Origin of the sequence: Belliella filtrata (genome assembly GCF_022549775.1) — a bacterium.
Classification (GTDB): domain Bacteria; phylum Bacteroidota; class Bacteroidia; order Cytophagales; family Cyclobacteriaceae; genus Belliella; species Belliella filtrata.
Map to the genome: position 1 here is coordinate 97,519 of NZ_JAKZGP010000006.1, position 15,419 is coordinate 112,937.

The window sequence follows — 15,419 nt, forward strand, 5'->3', positions numbered from 1 at the left end:
ATGGAATTAATATTAGTTGTCATCATCGGTTTACTCTATGCTTCTGGGATATATATGATGCTAAGAAGAAGTATGGTTAAGCTCATCATCGGCCTCATACTCTTGGGAAATGGGGCAAATATGCTGATATTTTTGCTAGGCAGAATCGTCAAGGGGAAGCCTCCTATTATCGATTCTACAGCCAAAATGCTTACTGAAATCTATGCTGACCCTGTTCCTCAAGCCCTTATACTTACTGCTATTGTAATTAGCTTTGGACTACAGTCTTTTGCCATCATATTGGTCAAAAGAGCCTATAAGATTACCCAAACAGATGACTTGGACGAACTGAATACAACAGACGAAATCTATGAATAACCCATACATTGTATTACCAGTAATTTTCCAACTATTCACCTCAGTCTTACTGATGTTTTTTTGGTATCGTGTCAATGCTCAAAGGCTGATTACGATAATCTGTAGCATCATATCTGTAGGGATTGCCATCTGGCTCTTCAAAGAAGTCTACCAAAATGGCATCTTGACCATGCAAGCTGGTGAATGGCAAGCACCATTTGGGATCACCTTTGTAGCTGACCTTTTCAGTACGACGATGGTCCTTCTTACGGCAATTTCTGGAATGGCCGTAGGAATATTTTCCACAGGAAGCATCCGAAATGCACGCTTGAAATTTGGATACTTCCCAATTCTCAATTTCCTATTAATGGGACTTCATGGAGCATTTTTGACAGGAGATATTTTCAACTTATATGTCTGGTTTGAGATAATCATCATAGCCTCCTTCGTGCTGATCACTATAGGGGGCGAAAAGGCTCAAATCGAAGGAGCCATAAAGTATGTCACAATGAACCTGCTGGCCTCAGCCATATTTCTTACTGCTATTGCCATCTTGTATGGACTTGCAGGAAGTTTGAATATGGCCGATTTATCTATACAAGTCGCCGAGATTGAGAACAGGGGGCTTGTGAATGTAGTGGCCATACTATTCCTGGTAGGGTTCGGAATAAAGTCAGCCATTTTCCCACTCTACTTTTGGCTGCCTGCATCATACCATACTCCACCACCTGCTATATCTGCTGTGTTTGGTGGGCTATTGACCAAGGTTGGTGTATATGCTTTGTTAAGGATTTTTACTTTAATCTTCATCCCAGATGAGTTCCTTGGTAATTTGCTTGTAGTTTTAGCCTGTATGACCATTCTATCAGGTGGATTAGGAGCTATTTTACAAGTAAATATGCGTAAAATCTTCTCATACCTGATCGTCTGCCATATTGGATTCATGTTAGCTGGACTGGGCATTTATACCGAGCTGGCGATTATGGGAGCTATATTCTACCTTATCCATGATATCATTGTAAAAACCAATTTGTTTTTGGCTTCTGGATTGATCTTCAAACTCAAAGGCACATTGAATATTGAAAAACTTGGAGGTATTTATAAAAAGTATCCGAAATTCTCCTTGCTGATTGCAATCCCACTTTTCTCATTGGCTGGAATCCCTCCACTTTCAGGTTTTTGGGCAAAGGTGTTTTTGATAGAAGGTGGTTACAAAGCAAATGAATGGATGCTCATCGGATTTATCATATTGGGTAGTTTCCTTACGCTTTGGGTGATCGCAAAGCTATGGGCAGAAGTATTTTGGAAAGATGCAGTGGCACTTCCCAAAAAGATAAATGTAAAGTATTTTCATGAATTGAAACCTTTCAAGCGCTGGGCTATGGTAATACCAATCATTTTACTTGCTGTTACATCATTGTATATAGGTTTAGCTGCTGAACATATAATTTTATTAAGTAAACAAATTGCTGCAGAACTTATGAATCCTTCAGCTTATTTGGATGCAGTATTAGGGGCCAAAACGGAAACACCATGATAAAAACCAAATTCCTTAGTAACCTACTTTTGTCTCTTATATGGGTAGCAATAACTGGTGCGTTTACTGTTGAGAATTTTCTTTTCGGATTTGCACTTAGCTTCTTCCTATTGTGGGTCTCTGCTACCGACAGAAGAGACAATAAGTATTTTAATAGAATCCCAAAATTGGTATCATTTGTCTTCTTTTTTCTTTACGAATTGGTGAAAGCAAATGTCCAAGTGGCATATGACGTGATTACACCAAGACACTATATGGAGCCTGGTATTGTGAAAATCCCGTTGGATGCTGAGTCTGATTTAGAAATCACCTTATTGGCCAATCTAATCACACTCACACCTGGTACGTTGAGTTTAGATGTATCTGAAGATAGAAAAGTACTTTATGTGCATGCCATGTATGTAAAAGACAAAGAAGCGTTTATCGCAAGTATCAAAAATGGCTTTGAAAGAAAACTATTAGAAATAACAAGATGAGTATATCCGACTACCTATATTATATCATCCTACCGACTTTGGCCATTTCGATCTTGATAATTTTTGTAAGGTTTTTGATTGGACCAAAGCTTTCTGACAGGGTTGTTGCCCTAGATTTATTGCTTACAACTGGAATTGGAATTATAGCGGTCTACAGTATTCTTTCAGACCAGCCTGCCTTCTTGGATATAGCAATGATCATGGCCTTGATTGCCTTTTTGGGTACAGTTGCTTTTGCTTATTACCTTGAAAAAAGAGAAAAAAATGACTGAAATATTAGTATATATATTGAGCACATCTGGGGCAATATTTATTTTATTAGCTGCAGTAGGAATCGTAAAAATGCCTGATTTGTACCTTAGGATATCCGTCACTACCAAGGCAGCTACTTTGGGTATTGGTTTAATTTTATTATCAGCTGCATTTTATTTCAATGACAATGCCATTAGTGCACGGGTAGTAGCCATCATCATATTTATGTTATTGACAGCACCAGTTGGCGCTCACATGATTGGTAGAGCCTCCTACTTTACTGGAGTCAAAATGTGGAAAAAATCCAAAGTGGATGACCTCAAAGGTCAATATGATAAAAAAACCCACAAACTAAAAAGTGGAGAAGAAGATAAATAAAGAATAATTTAAATCCGCCGACCTTTCAGGCTTTTATTGAATAGCAATCAGTTATTTGCAATAACCGAGTGAATCCTGGACGGTTTATTGTGTCTTCAAATCAACCGATTACAACATTCTATTGCAGATTTTAGGGAATAATAATAATAATAAAGCATTTAATAACTTCTACTTTTCAGCTTCGGCTATTTTTTCATCTACTTTATCCATATCCCCATCGCAAACTTCCAGTTTTTCATTTTCACGGCTTTTTTCCAAATATAAAGTACAACCTATTGGAAAGTGATCAGAACCAACATTTCTATATCTCCTGATCTGCCCGAGAGTAAAGTGTTCACTGACAAATATATGATCCAAAGGCCAGCGCAAGAAAAAATATTTTGCATGAAATGTATTGTACAAACCTCTTCCTCTTCTCAAATCAAGCAAGCCACTAGTTTTGAGAAACAACTCACTTGAATAAGACCATCCTACATCATTGAGATCCCCAATGACTATACAAGGTGTGGAAAGTTCTTTCACCTTTTTGCCTACCTTAAGGATCTCAGCATCCCTTTCCGTACTGTCAGGATTCTCGCTAGGCACGGGTGGCTCTGGGTGTATTCCATACACCTTGATCATTTGACCTGTTGCAAGCTTGATATCAAGTTCTATAGAAGGAATTTCCTCTTTGATTAGGTAGTGTATTTTTGGATCATGAATTTCCAGTTTTGAATAAAAAAGTAAACCGTATGTATTGTCTAGTGGCTTTTCAATCTGGTAGTTAAAAGTTTCCTTGAAGACATTTATACTATCTGCCCACTTCTGATCTGTCTCTACCAAAAAAAACATATCTGGATCTACTTCTTTGATCAAATCAATAGTTTTTTGATAAGCTGTATTGTATTGATAAACATTGATTACTAACAACTTAACAGAAGGAAAATCCTTACATGTATTATTTGCAATCATTTTTTTGGATAGTATAGTGAATGGGAAAATCTGGTAAATTAAAAATATCCCTAGTACAATAAAAGTGACCAAAAACACCAAAGAGATTGCTTTTGGATCATTTAGATAAACGATAGACCAAATCACAATCAGTACTAATACCGCGATCAGCTTTTGAATTCTTAAATATTCAAACACTCTAAATTTCCAATTGCTGTGCCTTATCATAGGTAGAGTAACTACTACAATAACTAGAGTTGATATTATGAGAAGTAGCGTATTCATGACTAAATAATACATGCGTAAAGTTAAATAATGAGCGATCTGGGTACAATTGATTGAAAAGAGATTTTCAAGCATTGATTTTGAAAACCTGGTCAAAGTTATCAAAATCTTTCACAAGTATAAGTTTTATTTGAGTGGATTTGAATTTGGAATAGTAAGCGGTAAATTGAGCTCCTTAAAATTCTGAAATTCATCATCAAGATCAAAAACCTGACTATAAAAACATATGAGAAAAATTCTAGCCATCATACTACTTTCATGCATTTTATGGAATTCAAACGCGCAAAATCTGGGGTATTTTATGCAACCATCAATACATGGAAACACCATTGTTTTTGTCTCAGAAGGTGACCTCTGGAAAGTATCTACCCAAGGAGGTGAAGCTACCAGACTGACTACCCACCATGGTGATGAAAGCATGCCCAAAATCTCCCCTGACGGTAAGTGGATTGCTTATGCAGCCTCATATGAAGGCCCTACAGAGATATATATTATACCTATGACAGGTGGAATCCCTAAAAGATTGACCTATGAAGCCTCCCCTTCCTACCCTACTTCGTGGCAATCTCCAGAAGTATTGGCTTATACTACAAATCAATATGCTACGCTTCCTCAGCTGCAAACTGTTACTATAAATATCGGAACAGGAAAGAGGGACATATTACCTCTAGAGATGGCTGCTGAAGGTAGCTTTACGACAGACGGAAATACCTATTTTTTTGTACGGCCTACATTTCACAATAATGTAACCAAAAGGTATGAAGGTGGTACTGCCCGACAAGTTTGGAAATACACAAACGGTGAGCCAGAGGCTATCAAACTAACTAATGACTACAAAGGAGAAGACCATCACCCAACATTTCATGAAGAAAAATTATACTTTTTATCCTCTAGAGACGGGATCCAAAACATTTGGTCTATGGATAAAAATGGGGCTAATATTAAACAGATAACCAAAGAAACCACCTACGATGTTAGAGAATTTTCTGTTCATAAAAATAAAATAGCCTACCGTGTTGGTGCAGATATTTTTGTGCATAACCTTCAAGATCAATCTAATCAAAAACTGTCCATTTCCCTGAACTCTGACTTCGAACACCTTCGCGAAAAGTGGATATCTGATCCTCAAAATTACATCTCAGATATTTCAGTGAGCAATGATGGAGAACAAATTGCTCTGACTGCTAGAGGGAGAAGCTTTGTTGTTCCAGCAAAATCAGGAAGGACTATTAGAATAGATAGGAAAGATGGAGTAAGATTTCGGGAAGCTTCGTTTACACCAGATGGAAAATCCTTATTCCTATTTTCAGATAAAAGTGGAGAATTTGAAATCCATCAGTATGATAGTAAAGGACTTTCAGAAGGTAAACAGATTACTAAAGATGGAAAAACTTTAAGGTCTAATTTGACGCCTTCACCAGATGGTAAAAAAATCGCCTATACCGATCTCAATAGAGACTTGTGGATCCTTGAAGTGGCTGGTGGGAACCAAGTTAAAGTTTCCACTAACAGAGAAGGCATAAGCGGATCATTGGCTTGGTCACCTGACAGCCAATGGCTTGCATACAGTCAATCAGCTTCCAATACTTTCAATCAAATCTTTGCTTATAACTTCACAACGGGAAAGCGAATTCCAATCACTACTGACAAAGCCAATAGTACAAACCCTCAGTGGAGTACTGATGGTAATTGGATCTATTTTCTTTCTGACAGAAACTTCCAAACCAAAGTCGGTTCTCCATGGGGAACAAGGCAGCCAGAGCCATATTGGAACAAGCAAATGAAGATCTATCATATTGCGCTGAAAAATGACCTTGTATCACCATTTCACTTCAATCATGAACTTAAAGATGAAAAGAAAAAAGACGATGATAAAAAAGCTGAAATTAAAGTAGACATTGAAGAAGCGGGATTGATGAGTAGGCTTAGAGAAGTCCCTGTGCCTGCCGGCAATTACAGGGGGCTTATGGTCACAGACAAGGCAATCTACTACCTTAGCGACCCAACAGACGAAGGTAAATACAACCTGACCATGACGATGATCGATGCTAAAGTAGAGCAAAAAACTTTTATCGAAAATGTCAGGAGATTTATACCTTCTTTGAACAATAAGTACATTTTCGTAACTGTTGGAGGCAATCATCATGTAGTAGAGGTCAAAAATTCCCCAATCAGTAGCTTAGCAGATTTGAAACTAGATTTAAGCAAATGGAACTTCTCTATAGATCCCAAAGAAGATTGGATGCAGCTGTACACAGATGCATGGCGAATGGAAAGAGATTACTACTATGACCCTGGCATGCATGGAGTAGACTGGGACAAAATGTATGGAAAATACCTCCCTTTGGCAGAGCGTGTGACTACTCGATCAGAACTTTCAGATGTGCTTGGGGAGCTCATTGGAGAGCTAAGTGTACTCCATACCAGTGTGGGAGGAGGCGACCTCAGAAGAGGCCAAGATAATATTAGCTTAGGATTACTGGGTGCGAAACTTTCAAAATCAGAAGCACCTAAAGGTTTCAAAATTGATTATATCTATCAAACTGATCCAGACTATCCTGATGAAGCATCCCCACTCGCCCATCCCGATGTCAATATCAAAGTAAACACAATCATCACTCACATAGACGGAGAGCCTGTATACGATGTCATGGATATCAATTACTTCTTGAGAGACAAAGCTGGAAAACAAGTTCGAATTGCTATGACTGATGAAAAAGGCAGTAAGCTCGAGGATAAAATATTGATCCCAATGGATGCGAGGGCTGAGTCCAACTTAAGATACAACGATTGGGAATTTTCGCGTCGATTAGCTGTTGATGAGGCTTCTGAAGGTGAAATTGGCTATGTTCATCTGCGTGCTATGACTACAAGTGATATCAGTCAATGGTACAGAGATTTCTATCCTCAATTCAAAAAATCAGGACTAATCGTAGATGTACGTCACAATCGCGGAGGTAACATTGATAGCTTTATCTTAGAAAAATTGATGAGAGAAGCGTTCTTCTTTTGGAAAAACAGAGAGGGAGAACCTTACTGGAACATGCAATATGCATTTAGAGGTCACTTAGTCTTACTCGTGGATGAATTTACTGCATCAGATGGAGAAGCATTTGCGGAGGGCTTTAGAAGACTAAAGCTTGGAGACGCTATTGGTGCAAGAACATGGGGTGGCGAAGTATGGCTTTCTGGCGCCAACACACTTACAGACAATGGTGTAGCTAGAGCACCAATGATGGGAGTGTATGGTGAAGAAGGTGAATGGTTGATAGAAGGTGAAGGCTTTATTCCTGACATAGAAGTTATCAATCTACCGAAAGCAACTTTTGAAGGAAAAGATGCTCAACTTGAAGCAGCTATAAAACATCTCAAGGAATTGATCAAAAATGACCCTAGGCCAGTACCTTCACCACCTGCATACCCAGACAAATCATTTAATAATAATTAATTCACTCGAAATTAATTCCTTCTTGATATTGATCTAATAATTTAGGTTATTTGAGAGATGATAGTGCGAATCACCAATTCAATACTATCATCTCTTTTTATTATCACCCCAATTTGAATTATTACTATGAATAATATCAGTCAATTTGAAACTGTTTTACTAATCGATGATGATCCTGTGATCAGTGCTTTAGTTGCCAGATTATTCAGGAAGACAGGCTATTATCACAAGCTTTGGAAGTTTACTAATGGATTGGAAGCTTTTTATTATATGGGACATCTACTTTCTTTACAAAAAGAATACTACCATAAAAAACCTATCCTTATCATTTTAGATTTAAACATGCCTGATTACAATGGTTGGGATTTTTTAGAAATGTTCGAAGACCTAGATCATTCTTTGAAAGGAATATTCAACATTGTGGTACTTAGTAGCTCAGAAAGTAGGGATGATATTGAAAAAGTCAATGACAATAGAAATGTGCAAGGGTATATCATCAAGCCCAAAAATATCACTGAAATTAATAATATTGAGGAGTTTTTTGTCTTTGCACGATAAATCAAATGTTTAATAAAATTTGAAATCCTGTTTAGTTTTAGTCCGTATTGCAAAAAAAAACCTTGAAAATCTAAGCAATACTCCAGGGTTTTGTGCTATTTTTAAATCACAACAAGCTTCTCTTCCACTCAACTTAAGAGGATTTTTCTCCTAACAAGAGAATCTGCTCAGCAATGATTTCAGTGACATACTTTTTATTCCCCTCTTTATCATCAAAAGTCCTATTTGTCAATTTCCCAACTACACCAATTTCTGAACCTTTATCGGTGTACTTTTCTAAAAATACTTGCTGCTTTGTCCCAAGCAATCACATTATGCCATGTGGTCTCCTCCACTTTTTCTCCATTGGCATTCTTGTAATACTCATTTGTAGCCATGCGAAAAGAAGCTTTTTTCTACCCGCTTTCAAATTGATAATCTCTGGTTTGGCTGCTAATCTCCCGATTAGTTGAACCCTGTTTCTGATACTACTCCTTTTAAATATTTGTTTTGGTTAAAGGTCTCGCCGTTACATTTATCAGCTCTCATCAAATTTCTATAAATGTGATTTATCTGTCGGGCTCAATTCGTTTAAAACCGATTATAATCGTTTAAAAGAGGGGGGGTTTCTGCCCCCCCTTGATCACTACCTATTAAAAACTTCACAAAGGACTTACAAACAATCAAATTTTAATGACTTCAATAGGCTAAATTGAATTTCCTTCCAAATTTTCATTCCTGTAGCATATCCTTCCCAAATTGCCATAGCATGTTTTATCTACTTCTGCTTTTGATTTGTTCTCAATAAATCATCTTTTTGAAAAAGTCAGTTTTGAAGGATTAATATCGGTATTATGAAACTTAATACTTACATCAAATAATTCTTTTCTCAAATATTAAGAAAGACATCCATTTAGTAGTATTTTTGGAATTCAAAAACCTATTAATACAATGAAAAAAATTGCAGTTTTCACTTCTGGAGGAGATGCTCCCGGAATGAATGCATGTATAAGAGCTGTAGTGCGTACTGCCATCTATCATGGAGTAGAAGTATATGGTATCACCTATGGTTACGATGGTTTGATCAACGGAAATATCAAACGAATGCAGTCAAACTCAGTGAGTAATATAGTTCAAAGAGGTGGTACTATCTTGAAATCAGCAAGAAGTGAGGAGTTTAGAACGAAAGAAGGCAGACAAAAAGCTTATGAACAATTGAAGTCACTCGGAATTGAAGGACTTGTTGCTATCGGAGGAGATGGAACTTTCACTGGAGCCAAGTTATTCTTTGAAGAATTCGGTATTCCAACCATCGGTTGCCCAGGAACAATCGATAACGATATCTATGGAACAGATTATACGATCGGATTCGACACAGCTGTGAATACAGCTTTGGAAGCCATAGATAAGATTAGAGATACTGCTGCAGCGCATGATAGGATTTTCTTCATCGAAGTGATGGGTAGAGATAGCGGATATATAGCTGTAGAATGTGGTATAGGTGGAGGTGCCGAATTTGTTATGGTACCCGAAACAGAGACTGATATCAAAAAAGTAGTAAAGTCATTGAAAAACCAACGAAAATCTAGATCCTCAAGCATCATTGTGGTAGCTGAGGGAGATGAAGAAGGTAATGCTGACTTGATCATGGAAAAAGTCAAAGTAAAAATCAATGATGAGGACAAAGAGTTCAAAGTAACTACACTTGGTCATATTCAGAGGGGTGGAAATCCTACAGCAAGAGACAGGGTATTGGCTTCTAGATGCGGAATGGCCGCGGTCGAAGGGCTAATGAATGGTGAGTCAAACTGTATGGCTGGTGTAATGAATGGCGATGTCGTATATACCCCATTTGCTGACTGTATTGGCTTGACCAAACCATTAAAAGAAGACCATTTGAGGTTAATCGAAATTCTAAGCATTTAAAAGATATGGGATTTATTCCAATTATTTTGACAATGGTAGGCGCCATCATGTTATTCATCATGGTGGTAAAACAATCCATCGCTCAAAAGCGAGTAAATATTGAAACACTTACTCAAAAAGTAGCTCACCAATGGAGTATACTGACTAATGGAGACGTAAAATCACAACCCTCATTAGATAGCCTAAGTCAAATAATCAAATCGGATAAACCACAGCTTCAAAAAGATCAACTCCAACAATACGAAAGTACCATCAAAGACTCATTGATTCAAGCAAAATTGATGAGGGTACAACATAATAAATTGATTTCAAAAAGACCATATAGCTTTGTAGCAAAAATTTTTGGCTACAAAGCCATTTGATCTTTTACATAGGATATGATTTCATCAAATTGACTTGGTTCAAACCATGTAATTTCTTCATCTCTTTTGAACCAAGTCATTTGACGCTTAGCATAGCGCCTAGAATTCCTTTTCAAAAGCCTGATAGCCTCTTCTTTATCATACTCTCCAGCCAGATATCCAAAAATTTCTGTGTAACCAACAGTTTGTAAAGCATTCAAATCCTTAAATGGATAAAGGCTCGCAGCTTCTTCAAATAAGCCTTTTTCAATCATTTCATCCATTCTTTGATCTATTCTCTGGTAAAGTTCATCCCTATTTCTGGTTAAACCTACCTTGAAAATACCAAATGGCCTAGTTACCTTTTTTCTAATCCTAAAACTACTGAATGGCTTCCCAGTACCTTCATATACTTCAAGTGCACGCATCAGTCTTTGAGGATTATTCAGATCTACTTGCGTATAATATAAAGGGTCTACTGCCTTCAACTTTTCTTGCAAAACACCAATCCCCTCAATTTCAAATAACTTTATAAGAGAAGCCCTGATCGTTGGGTCTATATCGGGGATATCATCAAAGCCTTTGCAGATGGCATCTACATACAATCCTGACCCACCAGTCATGATCATCACATCTTTACTTTTAAATTTTTCTTCCAGCAACTCCAAAACTTCCTTTTCATAAGTCTTTACATCATAACCTTGATGAATGGATAGGTTATCAATAAAGTGATGCTTGATAGATAAAAGTTCAGTTTCATTAGGCTTGGCAGTCCCCAAATTCATTTCTTTGAAAAATTGCCTACTATCACATGAAATAATTTCTGATTCAAATTTTTTAGCTAACTTTAAACACAAATCAGTTTTACCTACAGCTGTAGGTCCAATTATCACCAGTAAGAATTTCCCATTACCCTCAATATTCATTTTCAAAGCATCTGTTTAGGTTGCAAAATTACCATTATTTATAGATGAAACATAAAAAGGTATTAATAGTAGAGGACAATGCGCTTAATAGAAGGCTGTTTGAACACATCATGGGACAAGAATATGAAGTTAAATTCGCAAAAAATGGGCTTGAAGGAATCGAATCGCTCAGAAACGATCATTTTGACCTCATCCTATTAGATATCCAAATGCCAGTGATGGACGGAATAAGCACCCTAGCGATCATCAAAAGCGAACAGTTGACCAACTCCCCTATCATCGCTACATCAGCATTTGCCAATCAAGCTGACCGAGATTATTTTGTTTCAACAGGATTTAATGATTTTATTCCAAAACCTATAAAGCCCAGATCATTTCTGGAAGTCATTTCAAATTATATCAACAGCGATTCAAGTAAACAGCATGAAAGAGTAATTATAGATCTTGATCAGTTTGAGATTTTAGACATGAAAGTTATTGATCAGCTCTTGAAATATAATTCATGGGACAATATTCGGTTGGTTTATGATGAATTCATCGATGAAACATCTTCATTACTGGATGAGATCGAATCTTTGATAAAAATCAAAAATTACCCACTTATAGGCGATAAATTACATATCATAAAAGGTAATTCAGGAACATTAGGTGCAAAAAAAATCTTTAATTGCTCCAAAGAGTTTGAAAACGATATAAAAAATAGCATTTTTGATCATGCTTTGGAAGACTATCTTCTTCTGAAGGATCAATTTAAGTCATTTCAATTACACATAAACAACCATAACATTTTGACCCATGGCGGAAAATAAAAAGGTACTTGTCGCAGAAGACAGTTCTGTCATTATTAATTTGACAAAAAATGTTTTGATGTTTGAAAAGTACGTCATCACAGCAGTGAAGAATGGTAAGCAAGTTCTAGAGAAATTAGCGAAAGAAGATTTTGACCTAATTCTAATGGATATCAATATGCCCATCATGGATGGGATAGAGTGCACCAAGATGATCAGGACATTAAGTGACAAAAAGAAAGCTAGTATTCCAGTAATCGCAATTACAGGTAACTACAAAAACTATACTTTGGATGATTTCAAAAAAGCAGGTCTTAATGATTACATCCAAAAGCCACTAGACTACGACAAGCTTTTGGCTACAGTCAAAAAACACTTATCTTAAACAAAGGTTATAAGCTATGGCAGTCAAATATACAAAAAGCTATCTCGACAAGCTTGAGAACTTATTTGCTTCCTCTGCTTTCATCTTGCGGTATGAAAAAGGTAATTTCAAGTCAGGTTATTGCATACTCAAAGACAACAAAGTCGTCATTGTCAATAAGTACTACACCTTAGAAGGAAAGATCAATACCTTAATTGATATCGTTAAAGAAATTGGTTTCACACCCAAAGATTTTATTGATAAAAAAAATCAAGATTTCTTAAGTGAACTCCAGCAAACTTCATTAGCGCTTTGAAAATTACATTTTTGGGAACTGGAACTTCTCAGGGTGTTCCTGTGATTGGTTGCGATTGTCCTGTATGCAGTTCCCTTGATTATAGGGACAAAAGGCTTAGAAGCTCAATACATATTCAGTCTCAAGAAGCCAGCATTGTCATCGATACTGGCCCAGACTTTAGATCTCAGATGCTTAGAGAACGCATCCCAAAGCTTGATGCTGTAGTTTTTACGCATGAGCACAAAGACCACACTGCTGGACTTGATGATATCAGACCGTATAACTTCATGCAACAGTTGGATATGCCCGTATATGCTACCCCAAGGGTATTAGATCAGATCAAAAGGGAATATTCCTATATATTTGAGGAAGTTAAGTACCCAGGCGTCCCCCAAGTTCAAGCCGTACCTATCTCGAAAAGTAAATCCTTCCACATCAGTGATCTCCAATTCACACCGATAGAAGTCATGCACTACAGACTACCTGTACTGGGATTTAGAATAGGCGACTTCACCTATATCACAGATGCTAAAACTATAGCAGGTGATGAGTTAGAAAAGATCAAAGGTACAAAAACACTCGTGATCAATGCCCTTCAAAGAACTCACCACATATCTCACTTCACTTTGGATGAAGCAATACAGCTGATCGAAACTTTGCAACCACAACAAGCGTACCTTACGCATATCAGCCATAAACTTGGTAATCATGAAGAAGTTGAAAAACTTCTGCCTGATCACATCAAGTTGGCATATGATGGACTGAAAATAGACGTTTCGTAATGCATCTTAACTATCATTTCTTAAAATTTCTTTGCCCTGCTATTGAAAACAAGTTGATAGGCTTTGAAATTTCCACCTGTTTTTCACAAAATAAAGATGAACTCATCATCGGTTGTACCTTAGGTGATCAAGAATCATACATAAGAGCAAACTTTCTCCCTAGCATTTCTTGTCTCTCTTTCCCAGATGAATTCAAAAGAGGAAAGAAAAATACTGTCTCACTCTTCCCTGAGTTGATTGGACAGACTATTTTAAGCTTTGAACTTATTCAATTTGAAAGAGCCTTCAAAGTTCACCTATCATCAGGTGACACCCTACTTTTCAAACTTCATGGCACACGTAGCAATATGCTATACTTCCCTAGTGGACAAAACACACCTTCCAAACTCTCGAGAAATGAACTTAAAGACGATTATCAGATTACTTTAGATTCTTTGTCAAAAGACCTCGAGCTCAGTTATGACAACTTCATCCTCCATGAGGGAAATGCTTCGAGATTTATTCCAACGCTTGGTAAAGTTCCTCGTGAATGGCTAAAATCACATGGTTATATTGAAGCTAGCATCTCAGAGAAATGGTCTTTGATGCAGACATTATTAGATATGTTGGAATCTCCCCTCTTCTCGATAGTCAGAAACCATGATGGGCATTATCTAACCCTCCTACCCTCTGAACAACCTGTATTTACCTCTGCGGACCCCATAGCTTCATGCAATGAGCTTTTCAAGTATTTGGTGGTCGTACAGGCATTTGAAAAAGAAAAAAATCACTGGATAAAATATTTCGAAGACATTTCAAAAAAATCCAGAGCTTACATCCACAAGACAGAAGAAAAACTGAATTTGCTAGAAAATGAAACATCTCCATCTCAAATTGCTGATGTGATTATGGCAAACCTCCATCAAATCCCTAAGGGTATCGAGTCTGTTGAGCTGTTTAATTTTTATACGCAAAGGGATCAAACGATCAAGCTTAAGAGAGGAGTATCTCCTCAAAAGTCCGCAGAAAACCTATACCGAAAATCAAAAAACAGAAAAATAGAACTTGACCAACTCTATCAAAACTTAAGTGATAAAGAAGCTTTGTTAGAGGATGTTCAATATAAGCTTAATGAGCTCAGAGAGATTTTGAACTTTAAAGAATTAAGGGCTTTTCTCAAAGACCACAACCTAATCAACCAGCAAAAAGAAAAACAAGAGCAAACACCATTTAAACGTTTCGAAATCGAAGGATTTGAAGTATTGGTGGGCAAATCTGCAAAGGCAAATGATGAAATGCTCAGGTATTTTGCATGGAAAGAAGACCTATGGCTTCACGCCAAAGATGTATCGGGCTCCCATGTGATCATAAAATACAAGTCTGGACTTAATATTCCAAAACCCGTATTAGAGCGAGCTGCCGAGCTTGCTGCATACTATTCTAAAAGTAAAAATGATTCTTTGGCATCAGTAATGTATACTCCAGTAAAATTTGTCCGAAAAGTAAAAGGCTCAGCTCCTGGAGCAGTGATGGTAGATAGAGAACAGGTCATCATGGTAACACCTTCAGGGCCTAGAGATTGATAAAATAATAATCAGCTTAAAAATTTTTAAAAGTAAAAAGTCAATTTTAATCAAAAGCAGCTTCATTTTTCAATCCATTTCAAGATAATTTAAAAAGTTGATATTTTTGAATTGATCTAACTCAAATGTAACTACTCAGGTTGTAAATTAGCTATATGATTTAGATTTTCTAAGATATTTCCCGAACGTTTGATCAGGGTATCCACGACGGATCTTATAACACAGAAGTTTTCAGCTCCATTGTTGGATTTGA

At 37.0% G+C, this 15,419-nt stretch carries 18 protein-coding genes; 14 read left to right on the top strand and 4 right to left on the bottom strand.

The window, feature by feature from the left end; all coding sequences use genetic code 11:
* The 5 genes from MM239_RS04360 to mnhG are packed head-to-tail and all read left to right on the top strand — an operon-like array spanning position 1 to position 2,979.
* Positions 1–357 carry a Na+/H+ antiporter subunit C gene (locus MM239_RS04360; protein ID WP_241297235.1) on the top strand — a complete coding sequence of 119 codons (357 nt, stop codon included), beginning with the start codon at positions 1–3 and terminating at the stop codon, positions 355–357.
* Entirely contained in the window at positions 350–1,873 is a 1,524-nt protein-coding gene (locus MM239_RS04365) for a proton-conducting transporter transmembrane domain-containing protein (RefSeq protein WP_241346905.1), read from the top strand. The genes MM239_RS04360 and MM239_RS04365 overlap by 8 nt, the downstream gene beginning before the upstream one ends.
* On the top strand, positions 1,870–2,349 hold the full coding sequence (locus MM239_RS04370) for a Na+/H+ antiporter subunit E (RefSeq protein ID WP_241346908.1): 480 nt from the start codon (positions 1,870–1,872) through the stop codon (positions 2,347–2,349). The genes MM239_RS04365 and MM239_RS04370 overlap by 4 nt, the downstream gene beginning before the upstream one ends.
* Complete coding sequence (locus MM239_RS04375) at positions 2,346–2,621, top strand: cation:proton antiporter (protein WP_241346910.1); 276 nt, start codon at positions 2,346–2,348, stop codon at positions 2,619–2,621. The genes MM239_RS04370 and MM239_RS04375 overlap by 4 nt, the downstream gene beginning before the upstream one ends.
* The gene (mnhG, locus tag MM239_RS04380) at positions 2,614–2,979 is read left to right on the top strand and encodes a monovalent cation/H(+) antiporter subunit G (RefSeq protein ID WP_241346912.1); all 366 of its coding nucleotides are present in this window, start codon (positions 2,614–2,616) and stop codon (positions 2,977–2,979) included. The genes MM239_RS04375 and mnhG overlap by 8 nt, the downstream gene beginning before the upstream one ends.
* Positions 2,980–3,147: 168 nt before the next feature.
* Here mnhG and MM239_RS04385 read toward each other — a convergent pair whose 3' ends face one another.
* Positions 3,148–3,930, bottom strand: a complete 783-nt coding sequence (locus MM239_RS04385) for an endonuclease/exonuclease/phosphatase family protein (protein WP_241346913.1) — start codon at positions 3,928–3,930, stop codon at positions 3,148–3,150.
* Between the two features lie 565 nt (positions 3,931–4,495).
* On the opposite strand from MM239_RS04385, the gene MM239_RS04390 reads away from it, so the two are divergent.
* Both MM239_RS04390 and MM239_RS04395 read left to right on the top strand, forming a co-directional pair.
* Positions 4,496–7,642 carry a S41 family peptidase gene (locus MM239_RS04390; RefSeq protein WP_241346914.1) on the top strand — a complete coding sequence of 1,049 codons (3,147 nt, stop codon included), beginning with the start codon at positions 4,496–4,498 and terminating at the stop codon, positions 7,640–7,642.
* 126 nt (positions 7,643–7,768) lie between these two features.
* On the top strand, positions 7,769–8,200 hold the full coding sequence (locus MM239_RS04395; protein WP_241346916.1) for a response regulator: 432 nt from the start codon (positions 7,769–7,771) through the stop codon (positions 8,198–8,200).
* A 133-nt stretch (positions 8,201–8,333) separates the two neighbouring features.
* Here MM239_RS04395 and MM239_RS21070 read toward each other — a convergent pair whose 3' ends face one another.
* Together MM239_RS21070 and MM239_RS04405 are read right to left on the bottom strand one after the other, a co-directional pair.
* Complete coding sequence (locus MM239_RS21070) at positions 8,334–8,507, bottom strand: single-stranded DNA-binding protein (protein ID WP_317235614.1); 174 nt, start codon at positions 8,505–8,507, stop codon at positions 8,334–8,336.
* Positions 8,461–8,577 (bottom strand): single-stranded DNA-binding protein, encoded by a 117-nt coding sequence (locus tag MM239_RS04405; protein WP_241346918.1) that lies wholly within the window; start codon positions 8,575–8,577, stop codon positions 8,461–8,463. Before MM239_RS04405 ends, MM239_RS21070 begins: the two co-directional genes overlap by 47 nt.
* A gap of 553 nt (positions 8,578–9,130) precedes the next feature.
* On the opposite strand from MM239_RS04405, the gene pfkA reads away from it, so the two are divergent.
* On the top strand, positions 9,131–10,105 hold the full coding sequence (gene pfkA, locus MM239_RS04410) for a 6-phosphofructokinase (RefSeq protein ID WP_241346920.1): 975 nt from the start codon (positions 9,131–9,133) through the stop codon (positions 10,103–10,105).
* Positions 10,106–10,110: 5 nt separating this feature from the next.
* Positions 10,111–10,467, top strand: a complete 357-nt coding sequence (locus MM239_RS04415) for a hypothetical protein (protein WP_241346922.1) — start codon at positions 10,111–10,113, stop codon at positions 10,465–10,467.
* Here MM239_RS04415 and miaA read toward each other — a convergent pair.
* Complete coding sequence (gene miaA, locus MM239_RS04420) at positions 10,452–11,372, bottom strand: tRNA (adenosine(37)-N6)-dimethylallyltransferase MiaA (RefSeq protein WP_241346940.1); 921 nt, start codon at positions 11,370–11,372, stop codon at positions 10,452–10,454. The genes MM239_RS04415 and miaA overlap by 16 nt on opposite strands.
* A gap of 44 nt (positions 11,373–11,416) precedes the next feature.
* On the opposite strand from miaA, the gene MM239_RS04425 reads away from it, so the two are divergent.
* From MM239_RS04425 to MM239_RS04445, 5 genes are read left to right on the top strand one after another with little or no spacing between them, the layout of a single operon-like run.
* Positions 11,417–12,181, top strand: a complete 765-nt coding sequence (locus MM239_RS04425) for a response regulator (protein ID WP_241346924.1) — start codon at positions 11,417–11,419, stop codon at positions 12,179–12,181.
* Entirely contained in the window at positions 12,168–12,545 is a 378-nt protein-coding gene (locus MM239_RS04430; protein ID WP_241346926.1) for a response regulator, read from the top strand. The genes MM239_RS04425 and MM239_RS04430 overlap by 14 nt, the downstream gene beginning before the upstream one ends.
* A gap of 16 nt (positions 12,546–12,561) precedes the next feature.
* Positions 12,562–12,840, top strand: a complete 279-nt coding sequence (locus tag MM239_RS04435) for a hypothetical protein (protein WP_241346928.1) — start codon at positions 12,562–12,564, stop codon at positions 12,838–12,840.
* Entirely contained in the window at positions 12,837–13,604 is a 768-nt protein-coding gene (locus MM239_RS04440) for an MBL fold metallo-hydrolase (protein ID WP_241346932.1), read from the top strand. The genes MM239_RS04435 and MM239_RS04440 overlap by 4 nt, the downstream gene beginning before the upstream one ends.
* Entirely contained in the window at positions 13,604–15,166 is a 1,563-nt protein-coding gene (locus MM239_RS04445; protein WP_241346933.1) for an NFACT RNA binding domain-containing protein, read from the top strand. The genes MM239_RS04440 and MM239_RS04445 overlap by 1 nt, the downstream gene beginning before the upstream one ends.
* Positions 15,167–15,419 lie beyond the last annotated feature (253 nt).